A 13,929-nucleotide genomic window follows, 5' to 3' on the forward strand; every position below is an offset into this window, starting at 1 on the left:
GCCTATGCAATCGAGGTCTTTACACCATGCTTCAACCATGTCAGATCGGCTCGGAAGGTCACCGAGTCGCCGCCGAGATTCAGCGCATTCAGAGTGCCCTTCATCAGGTTGGCTTTCGCACGCGCAAACAGCCCAAGCAGCCGATTTGGTCGATTACAGCCCCTGATGCTCAAAGCTACCGGCTCAGCTTTCAGCCCGTCCCCATTAGTGGCTGGGTGCTGCATCCCATTGATGAAAGTCCAGTTCGACAGCAAATCACCGAAATTGTCCAGTCGGTGCTGGCTCCCGAGCGGGTGTCCTGGCGACAGGTGCTGATTTTAGAAACCGAGCTGCATCCTGATTGTCGGCCTTGGGCGATCGTGATGATTCGAGACGCCGTGCAGCGATCGGTCATTACTCGCTTTCGAAATCGGCAGGATGCTGATGATCACCTCAGGGTAATTCGTCGGCACATGCCTCAAAGCGTGTTTGAGGTGGTTTTTGATCCGTCTGAATATCCCATAGGAGTTAGTACACCTGTATGATTTAGCTATCCATCTTTGTGGGAAAAGTCTGGCAGTGCAGCGAAGGGTATTACTGGCACGAGGGCGCGATAATCAGAGGGTTGCAACCCTGCTGGTTGAGTTGGCTCAGAAACACCTTGATGATTTTGAGGCTCACTGGCGTCCCGTGCTGGAGCAGGCCGGAGCGGAGGACAAATTTTGGGACTGGGTGGTTAAAAAGCGGATTTCGCTCTCGTCGGATAACTTTGAGAGTTTTGCCATTGAATATGAAGGCATGACCCAGGGGTTAATGGCGATTGAAACCCAGTGGCATCGCTCTCAGGTCAATCGCCGTAACCAGGTTGTCTATGTCCAAGCAATCGCATCGGCCCCTTGGAATCGTGGCGCTATTCGGCGACCGCCCGAACTTCGGGGTGTGGGCACCGCCCTGCTCCTCTTTGCACGCCAACGTAGCTTGGAATTGGGTTATGGGCTTACATGCTTTGCCTGGAGCCGAGAGCTTCTATGATGACCAAAATATGGCCGACTACGGCCCTGATCCAGACCAGGAAAATTTGACATACTTTGAGTACGGTCGCTTCCAGAGGTGAGCAATGACGCAGAATGACTTCAGTTTCATGGATTTGCTGGAAGATGATGCCTGGTTTGAGGCGTCGGCTCGTCGGGAAGAAGCGGTCGATTGTGAGGCGCTGGCAGGATACGGCTGGGGCTCCCACTTGGGGTCAGTGATGGCTAACCCCCAGGGCTACAGCCACTTTGCCGAGCTGCGTTCCATGGTGATGCAAGCGTGGCAGCAGTTGGTGACCGAATGGGATCTGGGCATTGGGACAGAAGCCGCTGAAGCGAAGGGCCAGGAACTGATTCTGAAGCGCCTTCATCAGCCTGAGCCTGAGATCCAGGAAACTTTGATGGCGCTGCTGGAGGCGAAGCTCTCAAAACCGCAAGGGGAATGGGAGATGACCAAGACGGTTCACGCCGAGATTCGGGCAGTCTTGGGTAAGGTCCTGACGCCGGACGACTGGAAGGCCATTGCGGAAAGCGCTAGCCATGACATCTATGCCCAAGTCGTCAGACATGAACTGGTCACCGTAGAGAGCCTGTGACGTCGATTTTTAAGTTGAGAACGCCTGCAACTAAAACCCTGCCGGTCCTGGCGAAGCTTCCCCACCGTGGTCTTTTGTCCGGCTCACAAACTGATGGCTGATTGCTCCATCGCGGCTAACGTCATGTACCATTCAGGTTTTACATTTTGGCTCTTGCCCCGGTGTACCGGCACCAAAGACACAAAGGAAACCTGTCCCCATGGCTGAACAATCTACTCCTCTGACCGGTAAAGCCCTGCTGCAAAAGGTCAAAGACCTTGCCCATCTCACGAAGCGAGAAACGGCGAAAGCCTGCGGCTACACGGCTAAGACCAAAGACGGTCAGGAGCGGGTGAAACTATCTGAGTTTTACGACGCGCTGCTAGAGGCTAAGGGCATTCAGCTAGAGCCCGATAAAGCGAAAAAAGATGGCCGAGGCCGCGAGCCCTCCTATCGCCTGACGGTGCATCAAAACGGTCAAATTGTGATCGGTGCCGCTTACACCCAGGAAATGGGTCTAGTCTCTGGCGATGAGTTTCAGCTCAAGCTGGGCTATAAGCACATTCATTTGGCTCAGTTGGGCGAGCCGAAAGGTGACGACTAAACCTGAGGCTCTGGCAGTTTCAGCGTGCCGAACTTCGGTGACCAGAACTCGCCCCGGCTTTGGAAAAAGGCCACTTCCTTGCATTTGCCGCGACGGTTCTCTAGGAGCGAGCAGCGCAGCATGACTTTGTCTTGCCCGTCTTTGGTGTAGGCGTAGCGCTCCAGCAGGGCACCGCAGACGGGGCAGGGATGATCGGTAAACAGCTCTGAATTGAGAGCCTGGCGCTGGGTCTGAGGCAGTTCGTAGCGCTTGGCTTTGGCGTTCCAAAACATCACCGTGCCGCAGGCCGCGCCGGAGCATTTAAGGAAGTGCTTGGCTTTCATCTTCTTAGAACGGGAGGGGACTTTGGTCATCCTCTCCCCGCAGGTGGGGCACTTGGTTTTGGTCGGTTGTCCGGTGGTGGGCTTTGCATGATTGGCGATTGATCGCTTAGCAGGCATCACGCCAGGTGTCGGCGGATGCTCGGCGAAAGTTGGCAGAGATAGAAGTTGGGACTTGGCTTGGGCGATCGCAGGCGCAAAGTATCCCCGGTTCCAACCAATCAGGTAGGCTTGCCATTCCTGTTCACCCGTTGCGATCGCATCCAAGCTGCCTGCCTCGCCGCATCTCTACCCTTAAATGATACTTGTCAAGCAGATTTTTTCGAATGAGTCAATAAAGTTTGGAGAGGTCTTTGCGGCTACAGAGAAAACTTTAAGCAGTTCTCAACACAATTTCATGCAAAAGCAACCATAATGTGAAGTTGCTTTTAAAACCAGCTAAGGTAGGTTACTGTAGAAAACTATATCTTAGGTTTGCCTTGCTAAATTTGTTTCCGAAGTTCAAGAAAACTTAGATTTTCCCCAAGTTGCATACTCCCGGTTCGCTCATTTCTAAGGTGGTTCGTCAGATACGGGCCCCAGCAGGGTGTAAATACTTACCGGGAAGTTGAGAGCCTTTAAGATCTGCTGCTGTAAAGGCGTCAGCTCCGTCAGATGGGCATAGGTCTGCCCTCGTGCATTCACCATGACTAGAGTAATGTCGCGAAAACTGGCCAACAGTAATTCGGCTGTCGGACGTGCCGTCGCCCGCTTGGGATTACCGATATATAGCCCTGAGAGGGTTTCTTGGTGACCAGCTAAGGCTTGACGCATCTGAAACTCCACCAGCGTTAACAGCCGCAACCCCATCGAGAGTAAGCGAATTAATCCCTTGATATGGTCTTCACGCTGTAAGTACATCGGGGAGAGGGAGAGGGGATGCCCTTTGAGTCGGCTAAAGCTGTGCTCCACCAGATATTCTTGGCGGTAGACCGTCACGGCTTGAGGCAACGATAATGCCGCTGCGGGATGATTGGTGACATAGACCCGCCAGCCCAAGGTTTGCATCTGCTGGTTGATGGCCTCAGTTTCTAGGGTGCCATTCACCTGGAATCGACGGTGCTCCACCATCCGAGCCGGGCGGTCCCGGTAGCGACGCACAGCGTGTTGCTCCACCTGTTGTGAGTAGGTGAGTTGAACGTAGGCCTTGACCCGGTAGCGGGTGAGAATCGCCTCGGCGGCTTGCGCTAAGGCGACCTCATCAGGAAAGGCTTTCTGGCCGCGCCCCGATTGGTTGAGCGCCGCTAGGGCCGTCTGGGCGTGCTCAAGTCGAACTTGGAAGGCCTGCTGGGCGGATTGAGCATAAGCCAAGGAGTACACGACCAATTGCCGCTCTGACCACGTCCAGGTGTGTCCGTCCCATTCTCCTGTGCGGGTCTGGGTCTGCTCATAGCCTCGGGCAATCAGCGCGGTGTGACCGTCGGCATAGTCGTAGTGAATCTCCTGCAACTCAACGGCCCCTTGCTCCACTGGGTCTAGGTAGGCCTGCATCGCCTCCGCCTTGAGTTGAGTCCCACCGAGCGGACAGAGATAGTAATCGCCTGTGGCCTGGAGAAAGCAACGGGTCGCTAGACTGGCCATCTTGCTGTCACCCACGTAGAGCAACCCAGACTGACTGAGGGTCTGACGCACCTGCCCGATGGCCGGAATGTAGAGCGGGTCGTCGGCGCGCTGCCCGGAGACAATCTCGGTCGCTATCGGTAGCCCCAGCGGATCTAGCGTCGCCAGCATCAGCTTCAGTTGGGGCAGGTCGGGGCGATGGTCTTTGCTATGGCCATATTGGAACAGCCCTGACTCATTGACCGTCCAATCCCCGCTGACGCTGGTACTATCCAGACGCAGCCGTTTGGGGTGCAGGTCATACACCTGAATCTGACGCTGATTCAACGCCGGTTCAAACAACGCCCATTGGGCATCATCACTGAGATATCGCAACACGCTTTCTAGGCGGTCGTCACTCAGGTCAAGGGCGCGAACCGGTTGCTGCAAGCCCTGTTGCAAGGTTTCCTGATGTCGCTCTACCCAGGCCTGCACGGGGTTTAACCGGTGATCCGCTTGGGACAAAATGTGGCTCAGCCAAACTATCACCACATGGCCTAAGCTGAGCCCCTGCCAGTTCCCATGGGTCGGAAAGTAGTCGTCGAGCAGGGGTTGCACGTCCATCCGCTGCAGTTGGGCCAGCAACAGGGGAATATCGTCAACCCGTTCGGTGATAACGGTTAGGGGGGTATCCATAGCCCTAACCTATCCCAATTGGCTGACCTCATTTAAAAATGAGCGAACCGTGAGTGCATAGATAGATAAAGACAAAAATGGCTAAACAGATAATGGGAGATTTTATCTTGGCAAGGATCAAGAACGTAAATGTTTCTAAGTTAGTAAGATATCGATATCAGGACAAGGGTAATTTACCCAGAATTGAAGGCATCTACCTTGTGGGTCACTCCCCAGAAGAAATTGTTTATGTGGGTCAAACTAGAAATTTTAGAGACAGGCATAGAAGTCATCATAGAGACCAAGCATTTAAAGAAATCGAAAAAACAGATGGGCCGTTATTTATTTGGTGTTGGCCTCTGCCGAGTGATTTGAAGAAGACAAGAATTGAAGGCGACACTAATTTAACTCACGCTGAAAACGCCTTTCGAATTTTGCTGGATCCTGAAATAAATGATACTCCTATAGCGGGTTCTAAGCCGAAGATTGTTTCACCTGAGCAAAAGTGTAAATATAATTATAATGGCAGTGTCTATGTATCATTGAACTTCCTTCCTGAATATTCTGTTGACCTTCTCAATGGCCTGGTGCCAGCATTTCATACAACGGTTAAAAAGTTGCACCATGTTCAACATGCTGTCCGGCAAAAATCACCATGTTTCTTGATTTCGAGTTTGCCTATTGATTTTTTACAAGAACCAGGCATGGAGACTTATAAGAAGCTTTTAAGCCCAGACCCATATTGGAGAAGAGAAACTACTCTATACTTTCTAGAATATATGTTTAGATCTCAGGGTTATACAAAAACACCAGAAAGGGAAGACTTTGATATTTGTATATATGGGGATCTCGAAAGATCTGTGGTGAGACGAATCTATTTGAATGATTTGGACGACTTCAAGAATTTCAGGCAGTCTTATTTAACGATAGGAATGACTAACTGTTCAGATCATATAGCAATCCGGAATGATTCGTGAAATATATCAGTATAATTACTGAGGATCCAGAATTCTGATGCGAGGTGTGATGGTCATGCCCACCCCCCAGACTAAGCTCAGCAAAACCATTGCCATTGAAGAACTCAAGGCCTTTATCAGTGCTGAACGTGATGGTCGCCAAGTGAAGAAAGCATTGGCCGTCAAACTGATCTATCAGGACTATGGCTATGAGGCCATCACCGCGATTCTCGATGTATCGCTGGGAGCCCTGAGCAAATGGAAACAAGCCTATGAGCGGGACGGCTTAGCCGGGTTCCGCCCTCAGCATAAAGGTCGCAGGAGTTATTTGACCCCGCTAGAGCGAGAGGCCGTATTGCAGTGGTTACAGGCTAAAGCGATCTGGGAACTGAGTGAGCTGGAGTATCATCTGGCCGAGACCTACGACGTGGTGTACGAGTCTAAGCAAAGCTACTACGACTTGTTTGAAGCGGCGGGTTTGAGTTGGAAAAAGACCAGTAAAGTGAATCCAAAGGCGGACGCTAAGGCGGTGGCCGCAAAAAAGCCGAGATCCAGCGGCTATTGGCACGTTACCGAGACGAGATCGAAGCCGGGCAGTTGAGAGTGCTCTTTGTCGATGAATGTCATCTCATGAGTGGTGACCTTCAAGGCTACGTGTGGGGACGAACGGGGGAACGGGTTGAGGTGCCTATTGTGAACGAACGAGAGCGTCAAACGTATTATGGAGCCTTAGATTTGCTCAGCAAGCGCCTGATTGTTCAAGGGCACGAGAAAGGGAATACGACCAACACCATGGCGTATCTCAAATTTTTGCAAACGCAATGGCCAGAGCAACGGTTACTCTTGCTCTGGGATGGGGCAAGTTACCATCGCTCCCAAGAACTCCAAGACTTTCTAGGCCAAATCAATGCTGGATTAGAGCCCAAAGCCTGGAAAATCCATTGTGTTCGATTCGCACCCAACGACCCGAGTCAAAATCCCATCGAAGATGCTTGGCTACAGGCTAAAACGTGGCTAAGACGGATGTCAGGGCTGCGTCCCTGCTTCTCGGCGCTCAAAGCCCTCTTCGAGCAGTTTTTTAGGCTAGAGGTGTTTAATTTCCCAAAAATGCATCGATACGGATCCTTTTCATGAACCAAATAGGACTGCTATATATTTACAGGCACACTGTTCTCTTTAGTAATGTCCTGATTGCTGATGGAGTCAGCGTGATTAGTTGCTCTATTTTTTTGATTCTGAGGAGTGGTACATTAAATCTACTATCAATGTTTTAGGTTGCATCGCAGCCCTCACCGCCTGGGACGTAATCTCGCTGTAGACCACCCGCTGAGGATTGCGGAGATTCAGCGCCTGCTGGAGGTGCCAGCCGATGGTTTCCCCTTCGCGATCGGGGTCGGTGGCGATATAGACGCGATCGGCGGCTTTGACCGCCTGCCGGAGTTCGGCGAGCACTTTCTTGGAGCGGGCATCGCGGGGCTGGTAACGACAGTCGATAGAGCCTGCCCCTAGGTCAAAGCCCAGAGCATCGTCGCCGTCATTGGCGAGTTCGCGCACATTGCCCATGCTGGCCTTGATCACCCAGCCTGAACCCAGGATTTGTTCCAGTTTTTTCACTTTGCCGGGGCTTTCAATCAGCAGCAAGTTTGGCATAGTCACCTCATCGTTGCCATCAACCTAAATAGTACACTTGAACTTTCAAAAGACTTCAGCCGCGTCTCAATGCGCAACGCTTAACCCCTCGAATCGAGTCCCATCACCTGCTCCAGGCGCTGGAGCTTGATCTGCGACCAGGTCACCCGCTGCTTGATGAACTCGACTTCGTTGAACTGCCAGAGGCTGAGGGCTACCAGCGCGATCGCCAGCCCACCTATTGCGCCAGCCCTAAAGCTCAACCTCGGGAGACTTTTTGATGGGCTCAGGTTGGGCAACTGGAGCCTGGAATCCCCAGTCGATAAGCTCTTCAGAGTTACTCCCAAAGCTTGGGTAGTCTGCTGAATAGTCGTCGTAGCCTGCTTGATCTGAGCTAGCTCCGTCCCAATCGGGGTGTCGGGTGCCCATCTGCTCAAGGAGGAGAGCGCTGTCTCGATTTGCTGCTGCAAGCACAATAGTTGCCCGTCGAATCCGTTCAAGTAGTAAATGAGCTTGCTGTAGTGCTGGGCTGAGCGCTGCTGTTCCTCCACCTGCTGGCTCAGTAGCTCCAGCAGCTGTAAATTCGTCTGCGTCCATTGCTCTACTTTCTCCTCTAAACGAGCATTGCCTCGGGCGACAAGCACCAGGGGGTCAGATGGGTCAATGCCCATCTGCGCGGCTAGGTGCATCAGGGCGTCACTGGCCTCATCAAGCTTTGACGGGTGGTGTTTTGGGGGCTGGTTTTGGGGTTGCGGCATTGGTAATCTGTCCTGTGGATTCAAAAGCGGTGTAGGCCTCCTTGAGGAAGCGTTTGATTTTGGTGCGACTCATAGAAGGCAAGTCAGCGGCGGCTCTGGCTTCAGCAAACGTCCAGTTCTTTTTCTGCACCAGGTTGGTTTCCTGCCAGGGTAGCCTTGGAAAGTCGATGACCTGCACCTTGTGGCGCTTCATCAGCTTGTTGAGATCGCTCAGCGCAGACAGCTCGCTCCAGTCATCGCTGACCCCCCAGTTTTTGACCAGCACATGGGGAAAGTTGCCGCCGTGGCGCTCTAGAGCTATTTGAAACAGATTGAGGGATTCAAAGGTGCCGCTGGTGATAAACCAGCGCACAAAGCTGACCCCGTTTTCGGCGGCATCAAAGCAGGCCATATCGAGCCAGTCATTCAGGGGCTGGCCGACCTGGGACGGCAGGGAAATAATCAGCGGTTGTTTCACCGCCAGGTCACGGAGCAGATCGGCCTGGGTTTGGCGCTCATCATCGCTGAAGATGGCGAACTGGAAGGTCAGATCGCCATAGCGGTTAGCGACATCGGGGTTGTAGCGATCTGCTTCAACGGGAATGAAATCGATGTTGCGATCGAGGAAGTATTGGATCAGGGTGCTGCAGACAAAGCTTTTGCCGACACCGCCCTTATCACCATCAACGAGATGGATACAGGCCATTTACGGTCTCCTTAAGTTGAATGAGGATTGAATTTCAGATTGAGGTTTACGTCGAGATTTCTCAGAAGTTTTCTGAGGACTAAGCGGAAGGCTATCGCTAGGATTAACGATGTTATTAGCCGAGTCTTCATCAGAGATTTCATCAGCTTCTGGCTGTTCTTCAGAAGGTTGTTGGTGCGATAAGCCATCGGTTTTATCGGCAGTGATTGAAGAGTCTGTGACTGAATCATCTGATTGCTCTTCAGATTGGTTGAGTTGGGTTTCAGGGGTCTTCCCATCTGGTTTGAATGACTTAGGTTTTGGTTTATTAGTCTTCTCCTTCTTAGCTGTTTTGTCCGTTAGCTCAAAATAGTATTGCCGAACGCTAGCGGCACTGATGTCGAGTTCTCCGCCCGTGGCGTCTTGAAGCATTAGGGTAATCTTTTCCCAACTCACCTTGTAGCGTCTGGCTTTGCTGATAGGCTTCAGCGACTTTCTGACGATTTCCTTCAAGGTAAAATCGTCTTGCCAGCTGGCATCGACTGAACTCAGACGCTCATGGAAATCTTGGAGCGATTGCTTATTGAACTTAAGAGCCACCGTACTGATCCATGCAGTGTTTTCATCATGAGGGATAGCCCCGAGAATTTTGTGGCAGTTATGGGAAAACTTTATGGCAATGTTGAGATGATTTTGAAACAGGTAGTGACAAAATCTTCAGGATGCGTACACTGAGGTTTATGGAGACTTTTTGAAGAGGCTTAGATTCACTAATGATCCATTAAGCTGTTTTCAATGACTTACAGCTTGAAGTCTTTTCTAGAACATCTCCTATCTCTTTCAAAGCCTTAGCTTAAAATCCGTCTCAGCGTTAACCGTTCACTGCTCTTTAATCGATGTATTTGCCTGACTTCAGTAGATAGTTTTACCTCAGTGTCATCCATGAAATTACATCTGGACAATGCTTGAAATAAACTCCAGAGTCGTTCCTGGAATAGCCCTTGGAATGGTTCTTGGAGTAGACCTCGAAGTAGTTCATGGAGTCGTTCCTGAAGTAGTTCTTGGGATAGTTCTCGGAGTCGTCGCTGAGGTAGACCCGGACGTTGCCGGTGGAGTAGTTCCTGGGACAGTTCTCGGAGTTGTCGCTGGAGTAGTTCTCGGAGTCGTCGCTGGGGTAGACCCGGACGTTATCGGTGGGAGGAGGGCTGAGAGGACAGCAAGCCGTGGCCATTTCCTGGAGTTTTAGCAATGTCAAAAACCACAAGACGAACAGAAACCATTGAGGTGCAATGCACCGCTGAACAGAAAGCTCAGATTCGGCAGTATGCGGTCGGGGCCGGAACCAGCATGAGCACCTATCTACTGGACTGCGCCCTGAAGCGGCGGCGGCAGGCAGAAGGGCCGTTGATCAACCTGCTGCTGTATCAACGGCTGGGAGAACTGGGTGAAATCCTCGAAAGCCACCCTCAGAGCCGTAAACGGCAAGCCCTCCTGGAGCTAATTTGGGAGGTGCGGCGGGAGATTGCTCTCAGGCGCATCGGCGACGCTGCCGAGAAGGTGGTTCTAACACCATGAATATCAACTATTCCAAGGGCTCAGATCCCCATGGGCTGGTTCAATACGTGCTCTCACCGGCTAAACAGGAATCGGAGCAGGCCTCGCCCATCTTGGCCACCAATATGGTGGGGTTGAATGTTGAGGAGCTAGCGGAGGAATTTCGCTTTGCCCACGACTACAACCCGCGTGTGCGCAAGACGATGACCCACTATTCGGTCAGCCTGCTGCCGGGGGAGCGCAAGAGCCCGGAGGAGATCGGCGTCATTTCTAAGGCGGTATTGGCGAAGACTGGGCATCAGGACTGTCAATACTTGGTCGTGGAGCACCACGATCGTAAAGACCATCACCAGGTGCAGCACTGGCATATCGTCACCAGTTCAGTCGATATGAAAGGGAAGTGGGTCGATGATGCCTTCATCAAGCTGCGTCTCCAGCATATCGAGCGGGAGTTGACGGAGACGTTTGGCTTGCAGCCCAAGCCGGAGCGGGTCAAGCGCGATCGTCTCAACCTAACCACGGGGGAATATCGGCTGAAGGAGCGTACCGGCGGGGAGTTAACTAAGGAGAAGCTGTGGCGATCGCTCCAAATACACACCGCAGACCAGCCCTCGATGCTGATGCTGGTGACACGGCTAAAGGCCGCAGATATCTCAGTACGGCTCTATGCCCGTGAGGGCCAGATCGATGGCATCAGTTATGGCATGGAGGGCATTGCCTTTCCGGGGTACAAACTGGGAGCCGCCTATTCGTTCAAAGGTTTGCAGCGGCATCTGGGGGTAGACCACGCCCCCGAACAGGATGAGCTGCTGCGACGGGTGAATCTGCTGACGGCTCAGCAGTGTCGGCAGTTGGTGAAGCAGTCTAAGGAGCGAGATTCAGCCGGGGTACCCCAGGCGGAAGAAAATTCCACAGTTCAACTGGAGCTGGCTCAGGGTATGTTAGCGATCGCATTCCAGGTCTTTGCGATCAACCATCAGGCAGGCAGAACGCAGGAGACCGCTGCTGGCGTTTGGCGGCTATCCGGCAAGCGGTATATCTCAAACTACGACTCCGCTGCCCATGAGTTCTCATTGACGTCCTTGGACGATGGAGGACTGAAGATTCTAGGGCAGTTTGAAGCGGAAGCCCTGAAAGTGACCGCAGCTCAGCACATTCGAGAGCATGATTTGGCGGCATTTAGAGAGATGCGGCGGATTGTGGATATGATCTCCACTCAATCCTCTGTGCAGGAGCTGTAGAGCGTCTTGGGCTGGTGGTTGCAGTAGAATCAAATCGAACGCATACCATCCTCAATGGCGACTCAGATTCCATCCCTCTCTGCACCACCGGGCTATCGACCTCAGGCCGACGATACTGGGGTCGAGACCGATCTGCTGTGCTTTTATCTGCTGCGCCAAAAAACCGTCGCCGAACGGTTACAAATGGGAGCCCAGCTCACCCGCAGTGCGCGTCAGTTTGCCCTCAATTGCTTTCATCAGCGCTTTGCCCAGCTCACGCCTCGGCAATTTGCTCGTAAGATCGCCGAGGCCTGGCTCCAGGAGCACTGTCCCGCTGATTATGTGCCGGGAGGTTCAGAGGTGTCCTGGATTCAAGATTCGATTCAGCTCGCGGTGGAACTCCATCAGATTTTTGTTGCTGAGGATATTCCGTACTACGTCACGGGTGGGGTAGCGGCGATCGCGTACGGCGAGTCACGCACGACTCAAGACCTAGATGTCGTGTTGTTTGTCTCCAGAGCCGTGGTTCCGGCTTTGGCCAGTGCCCTGGAACAAGCCGGATTTTACGTTCCTGGGGTAGACGATGTGGTAAGTGGGCGAATGCGGACGCTGCAAGTCACCCAGGTTGACACCATTTCTCGGGCTGATTTGATCATTGCCGATGACACAGTTTACGAGCAACAGAAGCTGGCACGGCGGCAGGCCTATAGGCTCACGAATGAGACTTCCATTTATCTGGCGTCTCCTGAAGATTTAGTGGTCAACAAGCTGCGTTGGGGGCAGCAGAGTCAATCTCAAAAGCAGTGGCGGGATGTGCTGGGTGTCTTGAAGGCTCAGCAAGAGAGCCTGGACTATGAGTATATGCACCGCTGGGCACCGGAATTTGATCTGGCCGCCGTGTTAGAACAGGCCACGGTGGAGGCTGGAGTCAGAGAAATAGCCGATCGCCAATGGGCTACGGCGATCTATCCCACCATCCATCACGCCTTCGAGATAGCCCAGGCACGAAACCGCACCACCCAGCCCAGTCCTAACCTCGAAATTGCAGACGGAAACCTTTATACGCTAACCCGCGATCGCGCTGCCCAGACCCTGACTGTCGTCGCCAAGACCGACGATCGAGACATTGCTCGCTATGACTCCCAGGGAACGGTTTTAATGGCCAGTCCTTCCCGGCAAGACAGGCAGCAGTGGCGCGAGATTGCCGCAAGAATCCAATGAGCGATCGCTCTGTCTGCCTGAGTTCGGAAAGTACTTGCCTAGCCAACAGCAGCGCCCAACATACTGTAAAACCTGTGATATCGCGACAGGTAACGGTCGCCCTAGGTTGAAAGCAGACGGTCCATTTCTGTAGGAGTGCTTGAGGCAAACACCATGAATTGGAAAACCCGTTTACTGCGCATCGGCCTATGAGGCTTGACCCTGCCCCTGTTTGTGCTCAACGGTTGGGTATTGCTGCTGCTCTTTGACTACTTTCGCACCATTATCACCATTGTGGCAGTGGCCACGCTGTTAGCCTTTGTGCTGGAGTATCCCGTCGCCTGGTTGCAGCGGTTGAAAATTCGGCGGCCTCGGGCGGTGCTGCTGGTGCTGCTCTTGTTTGGCCTGGTTGCTAATACTGGGGATAACCCTAGTGCCCGCCATCATTGAGCAGGTGAATGATGGATTGCCTCGGGCACCCAGCAGTTCGATACGCTGCAATCCTGGACGGTAGCCCGTCGTCTCCCCGTCGATTTTACCCACTGGATCACGCAACTGGAGGATCAGGTGGCCAGCTAGCTGCAATCGACTAGCGGCGCAGTGGTCGGCACCCTGGTTAGCGCCAGCAGCAGCGTGCTGAATGTGGGGGTGGCCCTAGTTTTAACGTTTTATCTATTACTGCACAGCCAGCAGCATTGGGACGGCATCTTCCGCTACTTGCCTATCGCTGCGGGGACACGATTGCGGGAGAGCCTGCGGCAAAATTTTCACAACTATTTTGTCAGTCAGTCGATCTTGACGCTGCTATAACCCTCGCCTTTCTGCATATTCGGGTGCCCGTTGGCCTGATGTTTGGGTTGGTCATCGGGGTTTTAGCCATGTTTCATTTTGGAGCCGCCCTGGGCATTACCGCTAGTGAGCAGCCTGACGGCCTTAAGCAGTATTTGGTTGAGCCTCAACGTGCTGGCGATCGCAGTCGTGATCGACCAGCTGATCGAAAATGGCGTTGCCCCTCAGCTCATTGGCAGCTTTACGGGGTTGAGTCCAGTGTGGATTTTGATTTTGCTGCTGGTAGGAGCAAAAGTGGCTGGACTTTTAGGGGTCGTTGTTGCGGTGCCCATTGCTGGCTCGACTGAAGATATTTTAGCGAGTCCAGCCCCTCAATCGGTTTCGTAAGATGCAGAAT

17 protein-coding genes and 1 pseudogene are annotated in these 13,929 nt (G+C 52.8%); 12 read left to right on the forward strand and 6 right to left on the reverse strand.

Features of this window, described 5'->3' with window-relative positions; translation table 11 throughout:
- The first annotated feature begins 26 nt into the window (after positions 1-26).
- The 4 genes from LEPTO7104_RS37650 to LEPTO7104_RS0130260 all read left to right on the forward strand — a co-directional run bounded on the left by LEPTO7104_RS37650 (position 27) and on the right by LEPTO7104_RS0130260 (position 2,189).
- The gene (locus LEPTO7104_RS37650; protein ID WP_017302318.1) at positions 27-524 is read left to right on the forward strand and encodes a hypothetical protein; all 498 of its coding nucleotides are present in this window, start codon (positions 27-29) and stop codon (positions 522-524) included.
- Between the two features lie 100 nt (positions 525-624).
- Positions 625-1,011 carry a hypothetical protein gene (locus tag LEPTO7104_RS36265; RefSeq protein ID WP_264308834.1) on the forward strand — a complete coding sequence of 129 codons (387 nt, stop codon included), beginning with the start codon at positions 625-627 and terminating at the stop codon, positions 1,009-1,011.
- Between the two features lie 85 nt (positions 1,012-1,096).
- Positions 1,097-1,606, forward strand: coding sequence for a hypothetical protein (locus LEPTO7104_RS0130255; RefSeq protein WP_017302319.1), 510 nt, complete (start codon positions 1,097-1,099; stop codon positions 1,604-1,606).
- A gap of 199 nt (positions 1,607-1,805) precedes the next feature.
- Complete coding sequence (locus tag LEPTO7104_RS0130260; protein ID WP_017302320.1) at positions 1,806-2,189, forward strand: AbrB family transcriptional regulator; 384 nt, start codon at positions 1,806-1,808, stop codon at positions 2,187-2,189.
- On the opposite strand, the gene LEPTO7104_RS42025 is transcribed toward LEPTO7104_RS0130260, so the two are convergent.
- Both LEPTO7104_RS42025 and LEPTO7104_RS0130270 read right to left on the reverse strand, forming a co-directional pair.
- Positions 2,186-2,542 (reverse strand): hypothetical protein, encoded by a 357-nt coding sequence (locus tag LEPTO7104_RS42025; protein ID WP_225887124.1) that lies wholly within the window; start codon positions 2,540-2,542, stop codon positions 2,186-2,188. The genes LEPTO7104_RS0130260 and LEPTO7104_RS42025 overlap by 4 nt on opposite strands.
- A gap of 519 nt (positions 2,543-3,061) precedes the next feature.
- Positions 3,062-4,783, reverse strand: coding sequence for an IS1634 family transposase (locus LEPTO7104_RS0130270; protein WP_017302322.1), 1,722 nt, complete (start codon positions 4,781-4,783; stop codon positions 3,062-3,064).
- A gap of 77 nt (positions 4,784-4,860) precedes the next feature.
- Here LEPTO7104_RS0130270 and LEPTO7104_RS40805 point away from each other — a divergent pair, with 77 nt between their 5' ends.
- Positions 4,861-5,739 (forward strand): GIY-YIG nuclease family protein, encoded by an 879-nt coding sequence (locus LEPTO7104_RS40805; protein ID WP_155524009.1) that lies wholly within the window; start codon positions 4,861-4,863, stop codon positions 5,737-5,739.
- Positions 5,740-5,833: 94 nt separating this feature from the next.
- A protein-coding gene (locus LEPTO7104_RS43955) for an IS630 family transposase (protein ID WP_155523829.1) occupies positions 5,834-6,852 on the forward strand; the annotation gives its coding sequence in 2 pieces (ribosomal slippage) (positions 5,834-6,263 and positions 6,263-6,852; 1,020 coding nt in all).
- A gap of 87 nt (positions 6,853-6,939) precedes the next feature.
- On the opposite strand, the gene LEPTO7104_RS0130295 is transcribed toward LEPTO7104_RS43955, so the two are convergent.
- The 4 genes from LEPTO7104_RS0130295 to LEPTO7104_RS0130310 all read right to left on the reverse strand — a co-directional run bounded on the left by LEPTO7104_RS0130295 (position 6,940) and on the right by LEPTO7104_RS0130310 (position 9,369).
- A complete protein-coding gene (locus tag LEPTO7104_RS0130295) occupies positions 6,940-7,368 on the reverse strand; it encodes a toprim domain-containing protein (RefSeq protein ID WP_017302325.1) in 429 nt (142 codons plus the stop codon).
- A gap of 80 nt (positions 7,369-7,448) precedes the next feature.
- Entirely contained in the window at positions 7,449-8,105 is a 657-nt protein-coding gene (locus LEPTO7104_RS0130300; protein WP_225887125.1) for a hypothetical protein, read from the reverse strand.
- Positions 8,056-8,790 carry a P-loop NTPase family protein gene (locus tag LEPTO7104_RS36270; RefSeq protein ID WP_017302327.1) on the reverse strand — a complete coding sequence of 245 codons (735 nt, stop codon included), beginning with the start codon at positions 8,788-8,790 and terminating at the stop codon, positions 8,056-8,058. The genes LEPTO7104_RS0130300 and LEPTO7104_RS36270 overlap by 50 nt, the downstream gene beginning before the upstream one ends.
- The gene (locus LEPTO7104_RS0130310; protein WP_017302328.1) at positions 8,791-9,369 is read right to left on the reverse strand and encodes a hypothetical protein; all 579 of its coding nucleotides are present in this window, start codon (positions 9,367-9,369) and stop codon (positions 8,791-8,793) included. It abuts the gene before it with no gap.
- Between the two features lie 361 nt (positions 9,370-9,730).
- Here LEPTO7104_RS0130310 and LEPTO7104_RS40815 point away from each other — a divergent pair, with 361 nt between their 5' ends.
- From LEPTO7104_RS40815 to LEPTO7104_RS43400, 6 genes and pseudogenes are all read left to right on the forward strand, one after another.
- Entirely contained in the window at positions 9,731-10,015 is a 285-nt protein-coding gene (locus LEPTO7104_RS40815; protein ID WP_155524010.1) for a hypothetical protein, read from the forward strand.
- A gap of 2 nt (positions 10,016-10,017) precedes the next feature.
- Positions 10,018-10,344 carry a plasmid mobilization protein gene (locus tag LEPTO7104_RS0130320; RefSeq protein ID WP_017302330.1) on the forward strand — a complete coding sequence of 109 codons (327 nt, stop codon included), beginning with the start codon at positions 10,018-10,020 and terminating at the stop codon, positions 10,342-10,344.
- Entirely contained in the window at positions 10,341-11,564 is a 1,224-nt protein-coding gene (locus tag LEPTO7104_RS0130325) for a relaxase/mobilization nuclease domain-containing protein (RefSeq protein ID WP_017302331.1), read from the forward strand. Before LEPTO7104_RS0130320 ends, LEPTO7104_RS0130325 begins: the two co-directional genes overlap by 4 nt.
- A 54-nt stretch (positions 11,565-11,618) precedes the next feature.
- On the forward strand, positions 11,619-12,764 hold the full coding sequence (locus LEPTO7104_RS36275; RefSeq protein WP_017302332.1) for a hypothetical protein: 1,146 nt from the start codon (positions 11,619-11,621) through the stop codon (positions 12,762-12,764).
- A 195-nt stretch (positions 12,765-12,959) separates the two neighbouring features.
- Positions 12,960-13,193 (forward strand): AI-2E family transporter, encoded by a 234-nt coding sequence (locus LEPTO7104_RS42030; protein WP_026073211.1) that lies wholly within the window; start codon positions 12,960-12,962, stop codon positions 13,191-13,193.
- A gap of 129 nt (positions 13,194-13,322) precedes the next feature.
- Positions 13,323-13,919 (forward strand): annotated as a pseudogene (locus LEPTO7104_RS43400) (AI-2E family transporter).
- Positions 13,920-13,929 lie beyond the last annotated feature (10 nt).

Source organism: Nodosilinea nodulosa PCC 7104, assembly GCF_000309385.1.
GTDB classification, from domain to species: Bacteria; Cyanobacteriota; Cyanobacteriia; order Phormidesmidales; family Phormidesmidaceae; genus Nodosilinea; species Nodosilinea nodulosa.

Bases quoted from the DNA above. Each gene is read 5' to 3' on its own strand.
- LEPTO7104_RS40805 (WP_155524009.1), top strand. From the start codon at position 4,861: ATGGCTAAACAGATAATGGGAGATTTTATCTTGGCAAGGATCAAGAAC.
- LEPTO7104_RS42025 (WP_225887124.1), bottom strand. From the start codon at position 2,542: ATGACCAAAGTCCCCTCCCGTTCTAAGAAGATGAAAGCCAAGCACTTC.
- LEPTO7104_RS0130260 (WP_017302320.1), top strand. From the start codon at position 1,806: ATGGCTGAACAATCTACTCCTCTGACCGGTAAAGCCCTGCTGCAAAAG.
- LEPTO7104_RS36275 (WP_017302332.1), top strand. From the start codon at position 11,619: ATGGCGACTCAGATTCCATCCCTCTCTGCACCACCGGGCTATCGACCT.
- LEPTO7104_RS0130295 (WP_017302325.1), bottom strand. From the start codon at position 7,368: ATGCCAAACTTGCTGCTGATTGAAAGCCCCGGCAAAGTGAAAAAACTG.
- LEPTO7104_RS40815 (WP_155524010.1), top strand. From the start codon at position 9,731: ATGCTTGAAATAAACTCCAGAGTCGTTCCTGGAATAGCCCTTGGAATG.
- LEPTO7104_RS0130325 (WP_017302331.1), top strand. From the start codon at position 10,341: ATGAATATCAACTATTCCAAGGGCTCAGATCCCCATGGGCTGGTTCAA.
- LEPTO7104_RS0130270 (WP_017302322.1), bottom strand. From the start codon at position 4,783: ATGGATACCCCCCTAACCGTTATCACCGAACGGGTTGACGATATTCCC.
- LEPTO7104_RS37650 (WP_017302318.1), top strand. From the start codon at position 27: ATGCTTCAACCATGTCAGATCGGCTCGGAAGGTCACCGAGTCGCCGCC.
- LEPTO7104_RS0130300 (WP_225887125.1), bottom strand. From the start codon at position 8,105: ATGCCGCAACCCCAAAACCAGCCCCCAAAACACCACCCGTCAAAGCTT.
- LEPTO7104_RS36270 (WP_017302327.1), bottom strand. From the start codon at position 8,790: ATGGCCTGTATCCATCTCGTTGATGGTGATAAGGGCGGTGTCGGCAAA.
- LEPTO7104_RS0130255 (WP_017302319.1), top strand. From the start codon at position 1,097: ATGACGCAGAATGACTTCAGTTTCATGGATTTGCTGGAAGATGATGCC.
- LEPTO7104_RS0130320 (WP_017302330.1), top strand. From the start codon at position 10,018: ATGTCAAAAACCACAAGACGAACAGAAACCATTGAGGTGCAATGCACC.